Raw genomic sequence first — 18,421 nt, 5'->3', positions numbered from 1 at the left:
AGCAATATAGAGCATATTCGAGCAATGGTGTGTGACTAGAATCGCGCCATGGTCAAACCCGTGCCCAAACCCGCCGATGCATTGCCGCGTTTCGCGGAGGAGCGGCGTGCCCGCATCCTGAAGTGGCTGCAGCAGCAGGGCAGGGTGGAGGTGCTCGATCTTGCTCGAATGCTCGAGGTCTCGGAACACACCATCCGGCGCGACCTGCTCGAGCTTCAAGCCCAGGGGGCGCTGCAGAAGACCCACGGCGGTGCCGTGATGCTCGACACCGCGCGGCTCGGCTTCGAGGCGCGCGCCGGGGTGCTGGCCAAGGCCAAGGACGCCATCGGCCATGCGGCCGCGCAGCTCATCGAGCCCGGGCAGACGGTGATCCTCGATGCCGGGTCTACCACGCTGGCGATGGCACGCTCTGTGACGGCGCGTCCGCTCACCGTGATCACCAACGCGCTCGACGTGGCGGCCCTGTTCGATCGCGACCCGGCTGTGCAGCTGCTGATCACCGGCGGCACCTGGCAGCCGCAGCAGCGTGCGCTGTGGGGGCCGGCCGCCCACGACCTGCTGGCCCACTGCCGGGCCGACTGGGCCGTGCCCGGGGCCTGCGCGCTGGATGCACGCATGGGCATCACCGCGAGCGACGAGGCCGATGCGGCCATCAAGCGCGCGATGATCTCCGCCGCCACCCGCACCCTGATCCTCGCCGACCATTCCAAGCAGCAGAACGTGGCGCCTTTCGTGGTGGCCGCCTGGTCCCAGGTGCACACGCTGGTGACCGACCGCGCCTGGCCGGAGGTGGCGGCGCTGGGGGTGGACGTGCAAGTGGCGGGGCCCTCCTCGGCCGCCCGGTTGCGGACGCGGGCCAGGTGATGCTGCCGGCGATCGACTGGTCACGCCCCTGGCTTGCGCCGTATCGCCGCTGCGGCGAGGAAGTGGCGAACCTGGCGGCCGCCTGCGGCACGGTGGCCGGTGCGCTCAACCGGGTGTTGTCGGGCCAGGGCGGGCTGCGGCTCGAAGGCGGCGAACTGCACTTCGTGGCGCAAGGAGCCCAGCCCGAGGGCGAAGCCTACGAGGCCTTCATCCACCGCACCGCCTGCGTGCCCACGCGCGACAACCTGCACGACTTCTTCAACGGCCTGATGTGGCTGCACTGGCCGGTGCTGAAGCGCCGGCTCAACGAGCTGCAGGCGCAAGCCGTGGCGGCGCACGGCGTGGGCACGGCGCGCGGCCCGCTGCGCGACGCGCTCACCTTGTTCGACGAAAACGCCGCGCTGCTGGAGGCGCCGGCGGACCTGGTGCAGCGCCTGCGCGAGCGCGACTGGAAAGGATTGCTCGTCACGCAGCGCGACCGCTGGCAGCGGGAGGTGAAGCTCACGCTGTTCGGCCACGCGCTGCTCGAGAAGCTGGTCACCCCGTACAAGTCGATCACCGCCCATGTGTGGGTGGGGGTGCCGGGTGCGGAGCTCGACGCCTCGGCACTGGTGCCGAAGCCCTTCCTGCCGCTGCCGGTGCTCGGCGTGCCGGGCTGGTGGCCGGGCAACGAGGTGCCCGGCTTCCATGACGATGAGGAAGTGTTCCGGCCCCTTCAGGCTGGCAGGAAGCCTTCGATCGAGAGGTAACGCTCGCCGGTGTCGTAGTTGAAGCACAGCACCCGAGAGCCGGCCGGCAGCTCGGGCAGCTTCTGGGCCACCGCAGCCAGTGCGGCGCCCGAGGAGATGCCCACCAGCAGCCCTTCCTCGCGTGCGCAGCGCCGCGCCATCTCGCGCGCCGCTTCGGCTTCCACCTGGATCACGCCGTCGAGCAGCTCGGTCTGCAGGTTCTTCGGAATGAAGCCGGCGCCGATGCCCTGGATGGGGTGGGGCGCGGGCTGCCCGCCGCTGATGACCGGCGACGCGGTCGGTTCCACCGCAAACACCTTGAGCCCGGGCCACGCCTTCTTGAGCACCTGCGCGCAGCCGGTGATGTGGCCCCCGGTGCCCACGCCGGTGATCAGCACGTCGAGCCCGTCGGGGAAGTCGGCCAGGATCTCCTGGGCCGTGGTGCGCACGTGCACGTCGATGTTGGCGGGGTTCTCGAACTGCTGCGGCATCCAGGCGCCGGGCGTGCCGGCCACCAGCTCCTGTGCGCGGGCGATCGAGCCCTTCATGCCCTTCTCGCGCGGCGTCAGCTCGAAGGTCGCGCCATAGGCCAGCATCAGCCGGCGCCGTTCGACCGACATGCTGTCGGGCATCACCAGCACCAGCCTGTAGCCCTTGACCGCGGCCACCATGGCCAGGCCGATGCCGGTGTTGCCGGAGGTGGGCTCGACGATCGTGCCGCCCGGCTTGAGCGCGCCGGAGCGTTCGGCGTCTTCGATCATCGACAGCGCGATGCGGTCCTTGATGGAGCCGCCGGGGTTGCTGCGCTCCGACTTCACCCAGATCTCGTGCCTGCCGGCGCCGGGCCCGAACAGCCGGTTGAGGCGGATGTGCGGCGTGGCGCCGATGGTTTCGAGGACGTTGTTGACTTTCATGAGATGAGGTCTCCTGGTGCAGCTGCGCCGCTGATTCTGGCTCGGATGGCTGGATAATCGCGCCCGTGAAGCAAGCCAGACCGCCGCTGGTGCAAGTGCAGAAATGCCGCACTGGAGGAAGGTCCGGACTGCGCAGGGCAGCGTAGCAGGTAACACCTGTCCACCGTGAGGTGAGGATCAGAGCAACAGAGACGAGTCGAGGCGTTGCCCGCGCGAATGCGCGGCACGCCTCGGGTGAAACGGGCAATCTCTACGCGCAGCAATACCAAATAGGCCGGCGATGATGCGGCCCGCGGAGCCGGCGGGTAGGTAGCACCGAGCCATGCGAGCGATCCATGGCCCAGAGGAATGGCGGTCACGTCAGGGCGACCTGACGCACAGAATCCGGCCTATCGGCTTGCTTCACACATTTCCGCCACAAGCGGAACCACAAGAACAAGGCAGCCGATGAATCCCGATGCCCACACGCTCTGGCGCGCACCGCGCTGGGCCCTTGCCGTTTTGCTCGCCTGCCTTGGCATGCTGGGCCCGTTCGCCGTCGACACCTACCTGCCGGCCTTCGACGGCATCGCCGCCTCGGTGGGGGCCACGCCGGTGCAGATGCAGCAGACGCTGTCGGCCTACCTGTTCGGCTTCGCCTTCATGAACCTGTTCCACGGCGCGCTGTCCGACAGCTTCGGGCGGCGGCCGGTGGTGCTGGCCGGCATCGCGGTGTTCACGCTGGCCTCGGCCGGCTGCGCGCTGTCCGAAAGCATCGGCGCGCTGGTGTTCTTCCGCGCGCTGCAGGGCTTGTCGACCGGTGCCGGCATCGTGGTGTCGCGCGCGGTGATCCGCGACATGTTTCCGCCGGCCGATGCGCAGCGGGTGATGTCGCAGGTCACCATCTACTTCGGCGTGGCGCCGGCGGTGGCGCCCATCGTCGGCGGCTTCCTGTTCGTGCATGCCGACTGGCACGCGATCTTCTGGTTCCTCACCGGCGTGGGCCTGCTGCTGCTGGTGGCGAACTACAAGCTGCTGCCCGAAACGCTGCACGTCACGCACCGCCAGCAGTTCAACATCCCGAACCTGATGCGCGGCTACTGGCAGCTCGGCTCCAGCCCCCGGTTCCTGATGCTGGCGCTGGCCAGCGGCGTGCCGTTCAACGGCATGTTCCTCTACGTGCTGTCGGCCCCCACCTTCCTCGGCCAGCACCTCAAGCTCGGCCCCACCGAGTTCTTCTGGTTCTTCTCGCTCACCATCGCCGGCATCATGGGCGGCGCCTGGGCGAGCGGCCGCCTGGCCGGCAGGATCGAGCCGCGCCGGCAGATCCGCCGCGGCTTCGTGATCATGAGCGTGGTGTCGGTGGTCAACGTGGCGGCCAACTTCATCTGGCCGGCCCACGTGAGCTGGGCGCTGCTGCCCATTGGCATCTTCGCCTTCGGCTGGGCGCTGATGGTGCCGGTCGTCACGCTGATGGTGCTCGACCTCTTCCCCGAACGGCGCGGCATGGCCTCGTCGCTGCAGGCCTTCATCGGCAGCGTCGCCAACGGCATCGTGGCCGGCGTGATCGCCCCGCTGGTGATGCACTCCACGCTGGCGCTCGCCGTGGCTTCGTTCCTGATGATGAACGTGGGCCTGGTCGCCTGGCTGTGGGTCAGGCGACGGTTGCAGTGAGCCCACGAAGCCAGCGTTTCGTTACGGGTCGCCCGGTCCGTCTTGCCTATCATTTCGCGCCATGAGGGGCGACAGGGAAAGAGAGAGTTGGCGCATCGACGCTTGGGGTCGCGGCGTTGTCGTCGTGTGCCTGGTGCTCGCGGCGCTTGCCTATTGGCATCGGCACCCGGTCGCGCCCGCAACCGTTTCGGCCGAACGCGTGGCGGCCGCGCCAGGCCAGCCCCGTGCCTCTGCTCCGCAACGCCAGCAGCCGGCTGTGGTGCCGACGGCCGCGCCGCGCGTTGCCGCCGCCGAAGAACGCCCGGCCCAGGTCGAGGTCTGCGGGCTGGGCTCGCTGGCCCGAGCCGAACTCGAGTCCGAGGCCTTTCGCAAACGCACGCTCACCGACGTCGACACCGCGCTGCGGCGCCTGATCGAGCGCCTGCTCGCGGGTGACGCGCGCGCCCGGGCGGCGGGCTTGTCGATGCAGGTGGCGCAGCAGGTGGGCGTCGCTCTGGAGCAGCGCTCACGTATCGCCGGCACGCCCGCGGCGGCCAGTGCGCCGCCTGACGACGACGTGGCCGGTGCCACCCAGCCGGTGAACGCTCTGGCGAAGCTGGCGGTCGATTCGCGCGACCCGGCGGTCTATGCACTCGCGGTGCAGGCCTGCCAGAGCACCGGCGCCCTCGAAGGCCGGCGAGGCGGCTGCCAGCTCATTTCGTACGACCAGTGGGCGCAGCTCGACGCGCGCAATGCGGTGCCCTGGATGTTTGCCGCCGAAGCAGCGCAGAACCGTCGTGACGGCGGCGCGTTTGCCGAGGCGATGTACCGGATCGCACATGCCCAGGCAAGCGAAACCTTCTTCGGCCTGCTGCCCGGGCTGGCCCGCACGCACCTGCCGGCCGACGTGCCGGCGTACCTGTGGCCGGCCGTCTACACGCGAGTGATCGCCATGCAGGCTTCGCTGCCGATGCCCGGCTACCAGCGTGTGGCGCAGTACTGCTCCAACGACGCGGTGAAGGACGCCAACCGCCTGCAGGTCTGCACCGGCATCGCCGGCGTGCTGCTGGAGCGGGGCACGTCGCTCATCGACCACAACTTCGGCCTCACGATCGCCCGGCGCGTCGGCTGGAGCGAATCCCAGCTGGCGCAAGCCGAGCTCAAGCGCGAGGCCTACGGGCATGCCGCGGTGAGCGTCGGCAAGCTGCTCGAAGACACCCGCTGCGAAGGAGTGCGGCAGGTCAACGAGTATGCGCAGCAGATGGGCGCACGGGGCGAGATCGCGGCGCTCCAGCAGGTGGTCGAGCGCTCGGGCCGCAGCCTCGAGTCGCTGGCGGCCGAACATCGTGCGTCTGCACAGCGCCTGCTGCAGCAAGGTCAGCAGCAAGGTGCCCAGCAAGCCCAGCCAGTGGTGGCGGCGCCGTCAATGCTCGCAACGAGGTGACTCGGTCCGCTGGGACGGCATGGCGTAAGCTGCCGCATCCATGCGTTTCGAACACCTCATCCAGATCAACGACGCGGGCAACCCGGTCGTCACTCCCATGACACGCGCCGAACTCTGGCGCGGCCTCGTGGCGCGAGCCCGCACGCCGCAGGCGTTTCCACTCGGTCCTGATCGCTGCGAGCTGGCAGATGGCCATGGCGAGGGCGATGCACAGCCGCTGCGCCGCCAGGTCCATTTCGGCGCGCTCGTGATCGAGGACCATGTGCGGCTCGATGCCGAACGGGGCCTGCACTTCGAGCCGCTGCCGCAGGAAGGCATGCCCAGCGTGCGCCTGAGCATCACCATCGAGGAGCCGGGCCCCGGCGCGTTGTTCCTGCGGTTCGTCTACACCAGCGACGAAACCGTCGCCGGCGGAGGGCTGGACGCGCAGCTGCAGTCCCTGCGCGAGCAGGCCTGGCTGGCCAACGACCAGGACATGGTCCGCACGCTGCGCGAATGGCAGCGCGAGGGCCGGCTGTAGCGGCGGGGCAGCCCGGACCGACATGTCCAGCTCGGCGCGCCAGCACTACGCAGACCGTGCGGAAGCCGGCCGCCAGCTGGCGTCGCTGCTGACCCACCTCCGGCCGGAACGACCGCTGGTGCTGGCCCTGCCCCGAGGCGGGGTGCCTGTGGCCTTCGAGATCGCCCGGGCCCTGGAGGCGCCGCTCGACCTGCTGATGGTGCGCAAGCTGCGTGCGCCCGGCTACCCGGAGCTGGGGCTCGGGGCCGTCGTCGACGGCGAGTCGCCGCAGCCGGTGTTCAACGACGACGTGATGGACATGGTGCGGCCGTCCCCGGGGTACGTGGAGGACGAGATCCGCGAGCAGCTGCAGCTGATCGCCGAGCGCAAGCGCCTCTACCGCGGCGACCGGCCGCCGCCCCGGCTGCAAGGCCGCTGCGTCGTGCTGGTCGATGACGGCATCGCCACCGGCGGTACGGTGCGTGCAGCCCTCCGGGCGCTGTCGGCGGCCGGGGTGCGGCGCACGGTGCTTGCGGTGCCGGTGGCGCCGCAGAGTTCGCTCGATGCGCTGGCGCCCCTGGCCGACGAGCTGGTCTGTCCGCTGGCCCTGCACGACTTCCATTCGGTGGGCTTCTATTTCGGCGACTTCGAGCAGACGAGCGACGACGAAGTCGTTCGCCTGCTGAATGCGGCCGGACACTGGGACCGGTAAAAAGCGTCGGTCCGGGCACGGTGGAACACCCCCGTTTACACGGGGAGGCTCGGCATGAAGGAAAATAGCGCCTTCGCCGCCCCGGGCGGCCTCTCCCCAGACAACGCATCGCGTTGCGACATCAATGGCAAAAGACGCAGTCAAGACCTCCATCCACGACGACGGCCTGCGCTATCGAAGCAAGGCGTCGGGCTCTCCCTTCGTTTCCACCGGCGCCTTCGGTGCCGCCACCATGTCCTGCTTCCGCTGCGGCAAGCACCGTCCGCGCGCCGCGCTGAAGTCCGTCAAGCTGCTGGGCAAGACGCAGTCCGTCTGCGCCCCGTCCTGCAAGGAACTCGAGGCCGCCAGCGCCACCTGAGGCGCATTCCGGCCGGCGTCGGCGCTTGTTGCCAGTGGCTGTGAGCGCCGACGACCACCCCTCCTCCCTTCGGGAAAAGGCCGCGATCATCCATCAGATCCGCACGCTGATGGAGTACTGGTCCATCACGCCTGAAGAGCTCGAGCGTGCCCCGCACCGCTCGCCTTCGCCAGCTTCGGCGGCCGATCGGCCCGCTGAAGCCGTCAAGTACCGCCATCCGAAGACCGGCCAGACCTGGAACGGTGACGGCGCGCACCCGCAATGGCTGCGCGACGCCCTGCTCAAGGAGGGCTACACCGTGGACGAGCTGCGCGCTGCGGCCGCCGTCAACGGCTAGCCTTCCAACACCTGCCCGGCTTTTGGGCCCCGGACGTCCCCCTAAGCTGGCGGACTCCTCATCCATCACTTCCAGTCACTTCTGCAAGTCCTTCTTTTTGAAGGACTTTTTGTTTCAGGCTGTGTGCGAAGTGCCGCGTAAGTGCTTGATTCCATTGAGTTTTTCTTACATCTCGTCTTGACCCTTCTGTGGGGCATCCGCTACAGTGGGAGAAAGTGCACTTTAGTGGGTAATTGTGGCGAGTGTTGTGTTTCAAGGGGCTTCGGCGCTGGCGCTGGACGCGAAGGGGCGGCTGTCCGTTCCTGCGCGCCATCGCGACGTGCTCATGGCCACCGCGAACGGGCAACTCACCGTCACCAAGCACCCTGACGGCTGCCTGATGCTCTTTCCGCGGCCGGCCTGGGAAGGGTTTCGCGACCGCATCGCCGCCCTGCCCATGTCGGCTTCCGGCTGGAAACGCATCTTTCTCGGCAGCGCCATGGACGTCGAGATCGACGGCTCCTCACGCGTGCTCATCTCGCCCGAGCTGCGCGCGGCCGCCGGACTGACCCGCGACGTCATGCTGCTCGGCATGGGCAGCCATTTCGAGCTCTGGGATGCCCAGCGCCACGCCGCGCACGAGGCCGAGGTCATGCAGCAAGGCATGCCCGAGGTGCTCAAGGACTTCACCTTCTGAGCGCCGCCGCCATGGAACCGACACAAGGGCCCTGGCAGCACCGCACCGTGCTGTTGCACGAGGCGGTGGATGCGCTGGTCACCTCGCCTGGCGGCGTCTACGTCGACGGTACCTATGGCCGCGGCGGCCACTCGCGGCTCGTGCTCGAGAAGCTTTCGAAGGAAGGCAGGCTCGTCGCCTTCGACAAGGACCCCGATGCGATAGCACACGCAACGCAAGGTGCCACGCGGGTCTCGGACCCGCGTTTTGCCATTGAGCACGCCAGCTTTGCGCAACTGGGCGCGGTGCTGGCTGGGCGCGGCATTGCCGCGGTGGCCGGCGTGCTGCTCGACCTGGGCGTGTCGTCGCCGCAGATCGACAACCCCGAACGCGGCTTCAGCTTCCGTTTCGATGGCCCGCTGGACATGCGCATGGACCCCACAAGAGGGCAGAGCGCGGCGGAATTCTTGGAGGGCGCGGACGAGCGCCGCATTGCGGAGGTGATACGCGACTATGGGGAAGAACGGTTTGCTATTCCGATTGCAAAGGCGCTTGTTGCTCGCCGGCAAGGCGGGCGTCCTGTTCGAACCACCGGTGAGCTATCCGAAGTCGTGGCTCGCGCGGTCAAAACCCGCGAACCGGGCCAGGACCCTGCTACGCGCACATTTCAGGCTCTACGGATTCTCGTCAACGCCGAGCTTGAGGAGCTCGAACAGGGGCTGAACGCGGCGCTTGCCGTGCTGGCGCCCAAGGGGCGGCTGGCGGTCATCAGCTTCCATTCGCTCGAAGACCGCATCGTCAAGACCTTCATCGCGCGTCACAGCAAGCATGAGGTCGACCGCCGCGCGCCGTTTGCCGAGCCCAAGCCCACGCTGCTGAAGGCGCTGGCGCGCATCAAGCCGGGTGAAGCCGAGGTGCGCGACAACCCGCGGGCACGTTCGGCCATTCTTCGTGTGGCCGAGCGCACTGACGCACCGATGGGGGCCGCGGCATGACGCGGCTGAACATCGTGCTGCTGCTGGCCTTGCTGGCCAGCAGCCTGTACCTGGTGAAGACCTCGTACGAGTCGCGCCGCCTGTTCGCCGCGCTCGACCGCGCCCGCGCCGAGGAGCGCACCCTCGATACCGACTTCGAGCGGCTGCAGGTGGACAAGCGGGCGCAGGCCACGCCGCTGCGCGTGGAGCGCGTGGCGCGCGAGAAGCTGCAGATGCGCACCGCGAACGCGGCGGTCACCGAGTACGTGGTGCCGGGCGGCACGCCGGCGCCGACGCCGGCGCAGGCAGCGCCGCCGCAGCAAGGAGCCTCGCAATGATGCGCTGGCTGCGCCGCAACTCGCAGAACGCGCCGCGCCAGGCCGGCGCGCAGTCGCGCAGCGTGCGCTATGCCACCAGCCCGCTGCTGGCGGCCAAGACGCCGCCGTGGCGCTCGAAGCTGCTGGTGGCCGGCGTGGGGGCGGCCTTCCTGGTGCTGATCGGCCGGGCTGCCTACATCCAGGTGTTTTCGACCGACTTCTATCTGAAGCAAGGCGAGAACCGCTACGCGCGCACGCTCGACCTGCCGGCCAACCGCGGCCGCATCACCGATCGCAACGGCCTGCTGCTCGCCTCCAGCGTACCGGCGCCTTCGCTGTGGGCCATTCCGAAGGACCTCGAAGCCACCAAGGCGCAGCGCCGCCAGCTGGCCAGGCTGCTGGGCATGACGCCCGCCGAGCTCGACAAGCGGTTCGCCGAGAACCAGAACTTCGTCTGGCTGCGCCGCCAGGTCGACGAAACGGTGGCTCTGCAGGTCAAGGAACTCGGCATCAAGGGCGTCTACCAGCTGCAGGAATACAAGCGCAAGTACCCCGAAGGCGAGGCGGCCGCGCATGTGGTGGGCTTCACCAACGTCGAAGACAAGGGCCAGGAGGGCATCGAGCTCGCCTTCCAGAAGGACCTCTCCGGCCGCGACGGCACGCGCCGCGTCATCAAGGACCGCCTGGGCCGCGTCGTCGAGGACATCGGCGACAGCGTCCAGCCGGCCGACGGCCGCGACATCGAGCTGTCGATCGACTCCAAGGTGCAGTTCTTCGCCTACCAGCGCATCCGCGACGCGGTCGCCGAGCACAAGGCCAAGGCCGGCTCGGTGGTGGTGCTCGACGTGGCCACCGGCGAAGTACTGGCGCTGGCGAACTACCCGAGCTATTCGCCCAGCGATCGCCAGAACCTCACCGGTGCCCAGCTGCGCAACCGCGCGCTGACCGACACCTTCGAACCCGGTTCGACGATGAAGCCCTTCATCGCTGCCTGGGCGCTCGAAACCCGCCGCGTGCGCCCCAGCACGGTGATCGACACCGCGCCCGGGCGCATCACCATCACCGGTTCCACCATCAACGACGCGCATCCGCACGGCGCACTCACGGTCGAAGAGGTGATCCAGAAGTCGAGCAACGTCGGCACGGTGAAGATGGCGATGCAGATGCAGCCGCGCGAAATGTGGGAGCTGTTCAGCGCCATCGGCCTGGGCCAGCGGCCGCAGATCGCCTTCCCCGGCGCGGTGAGCGGCCGGCTGCGCCCGTACAAGACCTGGCGCCCCATCGAGCAGGCGACGATGAGCTACGGCTACGGCCTGTCCGCCTCGCTGTTCCAGCTGGCGCGCGCCTACACCGTGTTCGCGCACGACGGCGAGCTGATGCCGGTGTCCATCACCCGACAGGAGCAGCCCGCGGCCGGCGTGCGTGTCGTTTCGCCAGAAACCGCCCGGGCGGTGCGCAAGATGCTCCAGATGGCCGCAGGCCCCGGCGGCACCGGGCCGAAGGCGCAGACCATCGGCTACTCGGTGGGAGGCAAGAGCGGCACCGCGCACAAGCAGGAAGGCAAGGGCTACGCCGACAAGAAATACCGCTCGTGGTTCGTCGGGCTCGCGCCCATCTCCAATCCGCGTATCGTGGTGGCCGTGATGGTGGACGAGCCGAATGCCGGCAAGTACTTCGGCGGCGACGTGGCCGCGCCGGTGTTCAGCGAGGTGGTGCAGCAGACGCTGCGCATGATGAGCGTGCCGCCGGACATCGAGGTCAAGCCGCAGATCGTGACCCACAAGATGCCGGCGGTGGAGGAGAGCTTCTGATGGCTCTGCTCGAGTTGCAATCCGCAAACGACGCGCTGCGCTGGCTGCGCACGCGCGGTGCCGTGGCTTTGACCACCGACAGCCGCAACGTCGCGCCGGGCAGCGCCTTCATCGCCTGGCCCGGCTATGCCCGTGACGGGCGCAGCTTCGTCGCCGGCGCGCTGGCGGCCGGCGCGCCGGCCTGCCTGGTGGAAGCCGAGGGTGTGCAGGGCTTCGCCTTCGACGACGACCGCATTGCCGCCCTTCGCGGCCTGAAGGCCGCCACCGGCGAGATCGCGAGCGGCTTCTACGGCGAACCGAGCCGCGCACTCGACGTGGTGGCGGTGACCGGCACCAACGGCAAGACCTCCACCAGCTGGTGGGTGGCGCAGGCGTTGTCGAGCCTGGGCCGCGGCGCGGGTGTGGTGGGCACGCTCGGCGTGGGCGTGCCGCCCCAGGTCGCGCACACCGGCCTCACCACGCCGGACCCGGTGACGCTGCAACGCGCCTTCCGAGGCTTCCTCGAGCAGGGACTGGCCGCTGCCGCCATCGAAGCTTCGTCGATCGGCATCGTCGAGCAACGCCTGGTCGGCACGCACATCGCAGTGGCACTGTTCACCAACTTCACGCGGGACCACCTCGACTACCACGGGTCGATGGAAGCCTACTGGGCTGCCAAGGAGGCGCTGTTCGGCTGGGCCGGGCTGCGCGCCGCCGTGGTCAACGTCGACGACGACCAGGGCCGGCAACTGGCCACGCGGCTGGCCGGCGGCGGGCTCGAGCTGTGGACGTATTCCAGCGGCGAGGCTGGCGCCCGGCTGCGTGCCGCCGGCATGGGCTACCACGAGGGCGGCCTGGCGTTCGACCTGCGCGAAGGCGCGGCCACCGCCCGGGTCCGGACGCAGCTCATCGGCGACTACAACGTCGGCAACCTGCTGGCCGTGATCGGCGCGTTGCGCTCGCTGGGTGTCGCGCTGCCCGATGCCGCAGCGGCTTGCGCCGGCCTCACGCCGGTGCCGGGGCGCATGCAGCGGGTGCCGGCCGCGGCAACCCAGCCGGCAGTGGTGGTGGACTATGCGCACACACCCGATGCTCTCGAGAAGGCCCTGCTCGCGCTGCGCCCGTTCGCGCAGGAACGCGGTGGCGCCTTGTGGTGCGTGTTCGGCTGCGGCGGCAATCGCGACGCGACCAAGCGCCCGCTGATGGGCGGCATCGCCGAGCGGCTCGCCGACCGTGTGGTGGTTACCAGCGACAACCCGCGCAACGAAGCGCCGGCGGCCATCCTGCAAGACATCGTTGCAGGTCTTTCACGGCCGGCCGATGCCGCGGTGGTCGAAGATCGGCGGGTGGCGATCGGCCAGGCGCTGTCGTCGGCCGCGGCCGGCGACGTCGTGCTGATTGCCGGCAAAGGGCACGAGGACTACCAGGAAATCGCAGGGATCAAACACGCCTTTTCCGACGTCGAAGAGGCGGCGCGAGTCTTGCGCGCAAGGAGCGCGACATGATGATGACCCTGTCCCAGGCGCATGCGCTGCTGCCGGGCTCCCGGCTGGTGGGCGACGGCAGCGTTGCCATCGCACGCGTCCATACCGACACCCGCACGCTGCAGGCGGGCGACCTGTTCGTGGCCCTGAAGGGCGAACGCTTCGACGCGCACGACTTCCTGCCGCAGGCCGGCTCGGCCGGCGCGGTGGCGGTGATCGCGCAGCGGGGCGTGGCCGAAGCCGGGCTGTCCGGCCTGCTGGTGGCCGACAGCCGGCAGGCGCTGGGCGACCTGGCGGCGGCGTGGCGGGCGCAGTTCGACCTGCCGCTCATCGCGGTGACCGGCAGCAACGGCAAGACCACGGTGACGCAGATGATCGCGAGCATCCTGCGCGCCTGGCATGGGGCTGCGGCATTCGCGACGGAAGGCAACTTCAACAACGACATCGGCGTGCCGCTCACGCTGCTGCGGCTCAACCGCTCCGGCGTCGGCCAGCACCGTGCCGGCGTGGTCGAGCTCGGCATGAACCACCCGGGCGAAATCGCGCTGCTGGCGCGCTGGACGGCCCCCACGGTCGCGCTGGTCAACAACGCCCAGCGCGAGCACCAGGAGTTCATGCAGTCGGTCGAGGCGGTGGCCCGCGAAAACGGCGCCGTCATCGAGGCGTTGCCTGCCGACGGCGCGGCCGTGTTTCCGTTCGACGATGCAGCCCACACCCCGATCTGGCGGCAACTCGCCGGTTCGCGTCGCTTGCTGGGCTTTGCACTGCAGGGCCCGGCCGACGTGACCGGCGCCGCGACGTGGGCGGTGGACCACTGGGTGCTGAGCCTGCACACCCCGGCGGGGGAGGCCGCGGCCCGGGTCCGCGTGGCCGGATGGCACAACGTGAAGAACGCGCTGGCGGCCACGGCCTGTGCGCTGGCCGCCGGCTGTCCGCTCGACGCCGTCGTGCGGGGCCTGGAGGCCTTCGAGCCGGTGAAAGGCCGTTCGCAGGTGCAGCGCATCAGGCAGGACGAACGCGACGTCACGCTGATCGACGACACCTACAACGCCAACCCCGACTCGATGCGCGCAGCCATCGACGTGCTGGTCACGCTGCCAGGCCCGCGCTGGCTGGTGATGGGCGACATGGGCGAGGTGGGCGACCAGGGGCCGGCCTTCCACCGCGAGGTGGGCGCGCACGCAGCCGCGCAGGGCGTGGAGTTTCTATGGGCGGTTGGCGCTGCCAGTGCTCACGCGGTGGAGGCCTACCGCGACGCCGGCGGCGCCACCGCTCGCCATTTCAATGCGGTGGCCGATGCGATCGCCGCCGTGCAACAGGCACAAGCCCCTGCGGCCGGCGCCGTGGTGGTGAAGGGATCGAGATTCATGAAGATGGAGCAAGTGGTGGCTGCATTGAAGGGAGCTGCCCATGCTGGTTAGCCTGTCCGCCTGGCTGCAGGTGCTCTACCCCGACGAGCTCGGCTTCCTGCGCGTCTTCCAGTACCTGACGTTCCGTGCGGTGATGGCCGCCATGACGGCCCTGCTGATCGGCCTGGCCTTCGGGCCTTTCGTGATCCGCAAGCTTGCCGAGCTGAAGATCGGCCAGCCGATCCGCGAATACGGCGTGCAGGAGCACCTGTCCAAGCGCGGCACGCCGACCATGGGCGGCGTGCTGATCCTCATCGGCATCGGCACGTCCACGCTGCTGTGGTTCGACTGGACCAACCGCTTCGTGTGGATCGTGATGCTGGTGACGCTGGGCTTCGGGGCCATCGGCTGGGTCGACGACTGGCGCAAGGTCGTGCACAAGAATCCCGAGGGCATGCGCTCGCGCGAGAAGTACTTCTGGCAGTCGGTCATCGGGCTGGTGGCGGCGCTGTATCTCGCGTTCAGCGTCTCGGAAACCTCGAACCTGCGGGTGCTCGAGCTCTTCCTGCGCTGGGTGCAGAGCGGCTTCTCGAACGACCTGCCGCCCAAGGCCGACCTGATCGTGCCCTTCTTCAAGACGGTGAGCTATCCACTGGGCGTATTCGGCTTCTTGATCCTCACCTACCTCGTGATCGTGGGCTCCAGCAACGCGGTGAACCTGACCGACGGCCTGGACGGCCTGGCCATCATGCCGGTGGTGATGGTGGGCTCGGCGCTCGGTCTCTTCTGCTACGTGACCGGCAACGCGGTCTATTCGAAGTACCTGCTGCTGCCGCACATCCCCGGCGCAGGCGAGCTGCTGATCTTCTGTGCCGCGATGGCCGGCGCGGGCCTGGCCTTCCTGTGGTTCAACGCGTACCCGGCCCAGGTGTTCATGGGCGACGTGGGAGCGCTCGCGCTGGGTGGCGCGCTGGGCACCGTCGCGGTCATCGTGCGGCAGGAAGTCGTGCTGGCCGTCATGGGCGGAATCTTCGTGGTCGAGGCGCTGTCGGTGATGGCGCAAGTGGCCTGGTTCAAGTACACGAAAAAGAAGTACGGCGAAGGCCGGCGCATCCTGCTGATGGCGCCGCTCCACCATCACTTCGAGAAGTCCGGCTGGAAGGAAACGCAGGTCGTGGTGCGTTTCTGGATCATCACCATGCTGCTGTGCCTGGTGGGCCTGTCCACGTTGAAGCTGCGGTGAGCCGAAGAAGATGAAACATCTGAACGGTCTCAACGTGCTGGTGCTCGGGCTGGGAGACTCGGGCCTTGCGATGGCGCGCTGGTCGGCGCGCTGCGGCGCGCGCGTGCGCGTGGCCGACACGCGCGAGGCGCCGCCGCAGCTCGAGGCGCTCAGGCAGCATGTGAGCGACGCCGAATTCGCGAGCGGGCCGTTCGCCCCGGCGCTGCTCGAGGGCATGCAGCTCGTGCTCAAGAGCCCGGGCCTTTCGCCGCGCGATGCCGAGGTCGCGGCCCTGCTCGATGCGGCTGCCGAACGCGGCCTGCTGGTCCAGGGCGAGCTCACGCTGTTCGCGCGGGCGCTGGCCGACCTGAAGGAGGAGCGCCGCTACGCGCCGAAGGTGCTGGCGATCACCGGCACGAACGGCAAGACCACCACGACGATGATGACCGGCCAGCTGGTCGAGCGGGCGGGCAGGCGGGTGGCGGTGGCCGGCAATGTCGGGCCGACGATGCTGCAGACGCTGGCCGATGCGCTGGACCTCGAACCGGTGTCCGTGCCGGAAGAAGAGGCGGCAGCGGAGTCGCCGCCGCCCTCACCCCAGCCCTCTCCCGCAGGGGGAGAAGGAGAGGGAGAGGGGCATGACGCGCCTTCTCCCTTTGAGGGAGAAGGCAGGGATGAGGTTGCTGCGCTCGCCAGCGAAGCCGCTGCCGCCGCGTCGAACGACGACGCCCCGCTGCAGCTCGCGCCGCCGCCGCCTGCCGCACCGGTGTTCGAGCACCTGCCCGACGTGTGGGTGCTCGAGCTGTCCAGCTTCCAGCTCGACGGCGCGCAAGGTTTCGAGCCCAGCGCTGCGGTGGTGCTCAACGTCACGCAGGACCACCTCGACTGGCACGGCGACATGCCGGCCTATGCCGCCGCCAAGGCGCGCATCTACGGCAAGGACGCGGTGATGGTGGTCAACCGCGACGACCCGCTGGTCGAGAAGATGGTCCCGGCGCCCATTCCGGTGAAGGGCCGCGGCGCCAGGCCCATCGTGCGCAAGGCCGTGCGTTTCGGCCTCGACGCGCCGCAGCGCCCCGGGGACTTCGGCATCGTCACGACCAACGGCATGGCCTGGCTGGCGCGCGCGATGGAGGCCGACGAAACCATCAAGCGCCGCAAGGACGACGACGAGGAAGAGCTGCACATCCAGCGCCTGATGCCGGCCGACGCGCTGCGCATCCGCGGGCGCCACAACGCCGCCAATGCGCTGGCTGCGCTGGCGCTGGCCACTGCCATCGGCTGCCCGCTGGCGCCGATGCTGCACGGCCTGCGTGAATACCGCGGCGAGCCGCACCGGGTCGAGTACCTCGGCACGGTGAACGGCGTGGAGGCCTACGACGACAGCAAGGGCACCAACGTCGGCGCCACCGTGGCGGCGTTGAACGGCCTGGGGGCCGACAAGCTGCCGGCGAAGCTGGTGGTGATCCTGGGCGGCGACGGCAAGGGCCAGGACTTCTCGCCGCTGGCCGAGCCGGTGGCGCGCCATGCGCGTGCGGTGGCGCTGATCGGACGCGACGCGGGCCTCATTGCGCACGCGCTGGCCGCCAGCAACGTGCCCCTGGAGCGCCATGACACCCTCGAGGCCGCCACCGCCTGGTGCTTCCAGCAGGCCGCGAGCGGAGACGCGGTGCTGCTGAGCCCGGCCTGCGCCAGCCTCGACATGTTCCGCAACTACGCGCACCGCGCCGAGGTGTTCGCGAACACCGTGCAGGCACTGGCCGCCGAACACGGGGAGTCGCTGCAGTGACGATGGCGCGCATCTCGGCCTTCAGCCTCGTGGCGCTGCGCGAGCGCGCCGCCGCCGCGTTCGGCCGGCTGCGGCCGTCGTCGTGGTGGCCGGGCCGCGACCGCGATGCCGGCGCGGGCCATGTGCCGGTGCGCGATTGGGTGAGCGTGTCCTCGGGGCAGCCGGCACGCCTGGCCGGTTTCGACCAGACGCTGGTGTGGATGGCGGTCGCACTGATGGCGCTCGGCATGGTGATGGTCTATTCGGCCTCGGTGGCGCTGCCGGACAACCCGAAGTTCGCCCGCTACGCGCCGACGCACTTCCTCACGCGGCAGATGCTGTTCATCGCGACCGGCCTCCTGGCGGCGCTGGTGGCGGTGCAGCTGCCGATGCGTGTGTGGGAGAAGTCGGCGCCGTGGCTGTTCGTCGTGGCACTGCTGCTGCTGGTGCTCGTGCTCGTGCCTTTCATCGGCAAGGGCGTGAACGGTGCGCGCCGCTGGATCCCGCTGGGTTTCATGAGCTTCCAGCCGTCGGAGCTGGCCAAGCTCGCCATCGCGCTGTATGCGGCCGACTACATGGTCCGCAAGATGGACATCAAGGAGAACTTCTTCCGCGCGGTGGCGCCGATGGCGATCGCGCTGGCGGTGGTGGGCCTGCTGCTGCTGGCCGAGCCCGACATGGGCGCCTTCATGGTGATCGCCGCCATTGCAATGGGCATCCTGTTCCTGGGCGGCGTCAACGGGCGCATGTTCTTCCTCATCACCGCGGTGCTGGTGGGCGCCTTCGTGCTGATGATCACCTTCAGCGAATGGCGGCGCGAGCGCATCTTTGCCTACCTCAACCCCTGGGACGAGAAATACACCCTCGGGAAGGCCTACCAGCTGTCGCACTCGCTGATCGCGTTCGGCCGCGGCGAGCTGTTCGGGCAGGGGCTGGGCTCGAGCGTCGAGAAGCTGCACTACCTGCCGGAGGCGCATACCGATTTCCTGCTCGCGGTGATCGGCGAGGAGCTCGGGTTCGTCGGCGTGATGTGCGTGATCGTCGCGTTCTTCTGGCTCACGCGGCGGATCTTCCACATCGGCCGCCAGGCCATCGCGCTGGACCGGGTGTTCTCCGGGCTGGTGGCCCAGGGCATCGGCATCTGGATGGGCGGGCAGGCGTTCATCAACATGGGGGTGAACCTGGGGGTGCTGCCGACGAAGGGCTTGACCTTGCCGCTGATGAGCTACGGGGGGTCGGCGATTCTCTGGAACTGCGTGGCGCTGGCCATCGTTGTACGGGTGGACATCGAGAACCGGCAGTTGATGCGGGGAGGGAGGGCGTGATGGCTCGTTGCTTCTCTGCGTTGGTGCCTTGTTGTTCCGGCCTGCCGGG

18 protein-coding genes and 1 other RNA gene are annotated in these 18,421 nt (G+C 69.2%); 18 read left to right on the top strand and 1 reads right to left on the bottom strand.

From position 1 onward, the window contains the following. Nucleotides 1-48 precede the first annotated feature (48 nt). Complete coding sequence (locus tag E8D38_RS01630) at nucleotides 49-864, top strand: DeoR/GlpR family DNA-binding transcription regulator (RefSeq protein ID WP_140625979.1); 816 nt, start codon at nucleotides 49-51, stop codon at nucleotides 862-864. Further along, nucleotides 864-1,613 (top strand): DUF3025 domain-containing protein, encoded by a 750-nt coding sequence (locus E8D38_RS01625; RefSeq protein ID WP_140625978.1) that lies wholly within the window; start codon nucleotides 864-866, stop codon nucleotides 1,611-1,613. Before E8D38_RS01630 ends, E8D38_RS01625 begins: the two co-directional genes overlap by 1 nt. Here the strand turns inward: E8D38_RS01625 and cysK are convergent. Beyond that, nucleotides 1,580-2,506 (bottom strand): cysteine synthase A, encoded by a 927-nt coding sequence (cysK, locus tag E8D38_RS01620; RefSeq protein ID WP_140625977.1) that lies wholly within the window; start codon nucleotides 2,504-2,506, stop codon nucleotides 1,580-1,582. The genes E8D38_RS01625 and cysK overlap by 34 nt on opposite strands. A gap of 67 nt (nucleotides 2,507-2,573) precedes the next feature. Between cysK and rnpB the strand changes: the two genes are divergently transcribed. From rnpB to ftsW, 16 genes are all read left to right on the top strand, one after another. Next, nucleotides 2,574-2,914, top strand: an RNA gene (gene rnpB, locus E8D38_RS01615) — RNase P RNA component class A. 39 nt (nucleotides 2,915-2,953) lie between these two features. Further along, entirely contained in the window at nucleotides 2,954-4,159 is a 1,206-nt protein-coding gene (locus E8D38_RS01610) for a multidrug effflux MFS transporter (protein ID WP_140625976.1), read from the top strand. A gap of 259 nt (nucleotides 4,160-4,418) precedes the next feature. Next, complete coding sequence (locus tag E8D38_RS01605; RefSeq protein ID WP_181178886.1) at nucleotides 4,419-5,582, top strand: hypothetical protein; 1,164 nt, start codon at nucleotides 4,419-4,421, stop codon at nucleotides 5,580-5,582. A gap of 40 nt (nucleotides 5,583-5,622) precedes the next feature. Further along, nucleotides 5,623-6,102 carry an SRPBCC family protein gene (locus E8D38_RS01600; protein ID WP_140625974.1) on the top strand — a complete coding sequence of 160 codons (480 nt, stop codon included), beginning with the start codon at nucleotides 5,623-5,625 and terminating at the stop codon, nucleotides 6,100-6,102. Nucleotides 6,103-6,124: 22 nt separating this feature from the next. Next, entirely contained in the window at nucleotides 6,125-6,793 is a 669-nt protein-coding gene (locus E8D38_RS01595; protein WP_140625973.1) for a phosphoribosyltransferase, read from the top strand. 124 nt (nucleotides 6,794-6,917) lie between these two features. Continuing rightward, a complete protein-coding gene (locus E8D38_RS01590) occupies nucleotides 6,918-7,151 on the top strand; it encodes a hypothetical protein (RefSeq protein WP_140625972.1) in 234 nt (77 codons plus the stop codon). A gap of 34 nt (nucleotides 7,152-7,185) precedes the next feature. Further along, entirely contained in the window at nucleotides 7,186-7,488 is a 303-nt protein-coding gene (locus E8D38_RS01585) for an H-NS histone family protein (protein WP_246099319.1), read from the top strand. A gap of 247 nt (nucleotides 7,489-7,735) precedes the next feature. After that, the gene (mraZ, locus tag E8D38_RS01580; RefSeq protein WP_140625971.1) at nucleotides 7,736-8,164 is read left to right on the top strand and encodes a division/cell wall cluster transcriptional repressor MraZ; all 429 of its coding nucleotides are present in this window, start codon (nucleotides 7,736-7,738) and stop codon (nucleotides 8,162-8,164) included. Nucleotides 8,165-8,175: 11 nt separating this feature from the next. Next, nucleotides 8,176-9,138: a 16S rRNA (cytosine(1402)-N(4))-methyltransferase RsmH gene (gene rsmH / locus E8D38_RS01575; protein WP_140625970.1), complete on the top strand. Its 963-nt coding sequence runs from the start codon at nucleotides 8,176-8,178 to the stop codon at nucleotides 9,136-9,138. Beyond that, a complete protein-coding gene (gene ftsL, locus E8D38_RS01570) occupies nucleotides 9,135-9,455 on the top strand; it encodes a cell division protein FtsL (RefSeq protein WP_140625969.1) in 321 nt (106 codons plus the stop codon). Before rsmH ends, ftsL begins: the two co-directional genes overlap by 4 nt. Then, nucleotides 9,455-11,245: a peptidoglycan D,D-transpeptidase FtsI family protein gene (locus E8D38_RS01565; protein ID WP_140626172.1), complete on the top strand. Its 1,791-nt coding sequence runs from the start codon at nucleotides 9,455-9,457 to the stop codon at nucleotides 11,243-11,245. The genes ftsL and E8D38_RS01565 overlap by 1 nt, the downstream gene beginning before the upstream one ends. Continuing rightward, on the top strand, nucleotides 11,245-12,729 hold the full coding sequence (locus E8D38_RS01560) for a UDP-N-acetylmuramoyl-L-alanyl-D-glutamate--2,6-diaminopimelate ligase (RefSeq protein ID WP_140625968.1): 1,485 nt from the start codon (nucleotides 11,245-11,247) through the stop codon (nucleotides 12,727-12,729). Before E8D38_RS01565 ends, E8D38_RS01560 begins: the two co-directional genes overlap by 1 nt. Beyond that, nucleotides 12,729-14,129: a UDP-N-acetylmuramoyl-tripeptide--D-alanyl-D-alanine ligase gene (locus tag E8D38_RS01555; RefSeq protein WP_140626171.1), complete on the top strand. Its 1,401-nt coding sequence runs from the start codon at nucleotides 12,729-12,731 to the stop codon at nucleotides 14,127-14,129. Before E8D38_RS01560 ends, E8D38_RS01555 begins: the two co-directional genes overlap by 1 nt. After that, complete coding sequence (gene mraY, locus E8D38_RS01550; protein ID WP_140625967.1) at nucleotides 14,119-15,300, top strand: phospho-N-acetylmuramoyl-pentapeptide-transferase; 1,182 nt, start codon at nucleotides 14,119-14,121, stop codon at nucleotides 15,298-15,300. Before E8D38_RS01555 ends, mraY begins: the two co-directional genes overlap by 11 nt. 10 nt (nucleotides 15,301-15,310) lie before the next feature. After that, entirely contained in the window at nucleotides 15,311-17,068 is a 1,758-nt protein-coding gene (murD, locus tag E8D38_RS01545) for a UDP-N-acetylmuramoyl-L-alanine--D-glutamate ligase (protein WP_140625966.1), read from the top strand. Nucleotides 17,069-17,070: 2 nt separating this feature from the next. Then, entirely contained in the window at nucleotides 17,071-18,372 is a 1,302-nt protein-coding gene (gene ftsW / locus E8D38_RS01540; protein WP_140626170.1) for a putative lipid II flippase FtsW, read from the top strand. Nucleotides 18,373-18,421: the final 49 nt, after the last annotated feature.

Origin of the sequence: Methylibium rhizosphaerae, from assembly GCF_006386545.1 — a bacterium.
In the GTDB taxonomy this organism is placed as follows: domain Bacteria; phylum Pseudomonadota; class Gammaproteobacteria; order Burkholderiales; family Burkholderiaceae_C; genus Pseudorivibacter; species Pseudorivibacter rhizosphaerae.
The sequence above is the reverse complement of the archived record's forward strand: the minus strand, read 5'-3'. Positions and strand labels throughout refer to the sequence as shown.

Coding starts and splice junctions, on each gene's coding strand:
- E8D38_RS01630 (WP_140625979.1), top strand. CDS start 49: ATGGTCAAACCCGTGCCCAAACCCGCCGATGCATTGCCGCGTTTCGCG.
- E8D38_RS01625 (WP_140625978.1), top strand. CDS start 864: ATGCTGCCGGCGATCGACTGGTCACGCCCCTGGCTTGCGCCGTATCGC.
- cysK (WP_140625977.1), bottom strand. CDS start 2,506: ATGAAAGTCAACAACGTCCTCGAAACCATCGGCGCCACGCCGCACATC.
- E8D38_RS01610 (WP_140625976.1), top strand. CDS start 2,954: ATGAATCCCGATGCCCACACGCTCTGGCGCGCACCGCGCTGGGCCCTT.
- E8D38_RS01600 (WP_140625974.1), top strand. CDS start 5,623: ATGCGTTTCGAACACCTCATCCAGATCAACGACGCGGGCAACCCGGTC.
- E8D38_RS01595 (WP_140625973.1), top strand. CDS start 6,125: ATGTCCAGCTCGGCGCGCCAGCACTACGCAGACCGTGCGGAAGCCGGC.
- E8D38_RS01590 (WP_140625972.1), top strand. CDS start 6,918: ATGGCAAAAGACGCAGTCAAGACCTCCATCCACGACGACGGCCTGCGC.
- rsmH (WP_140625970.1), top strand. CDS start 8,176: ATGGAACCGACACAAGGGCCCTGGCAGCACCGCACCGTGCTGTTGCAC.
- ftsL (WP_140625969.1), top strand. CDS start 9,135: ATGACGCGGCTGAACATCGTGCTGCTGCTGGCCTTGCTGGCCAGCAGC.
- E8D38_RS01565 (WP_140626172.1), top strand. CDS start 9,455: ATGCGCTGGCTGCGCCGCAACTCGCAGAACGCGCCGCGCCAGGCCGGC.
- E8D38_RS01560 (WP_140625968.1), top strand. CDS start 11,245: ATGGCTCTGCTCGAGTTGCAATCCGCAAACGACGCGCTGCGCTGGCTG.
- E8D38_RS01555 (WP_140626171.1), top strand. CDS start 12,729: ATGATGACCCTGTCCCAGGCGCATGCGCTGCTGCCGGGCTCCCGGCTG.
- mraY (WP_140625967.1), top strand. CDS start 14,119: ATGCTGGTTAGCCTGTCCGCCTGGCTGCAGGTGCTCTACCCCGACGAG.
- murD (WP_140625966.1), top strand. CDS start 15,311: ATGAAACATCTGAACGGTCTCAACGTGCTGGTGCTCGGGCTGGGAGAC.
- ftsW (WP_140626170.1), top strand. CDS start 17,071: ATGGCGCGCATCTCGGCCTTCAGCCTCGTGGCGCTGCGCGAGCGCGCC.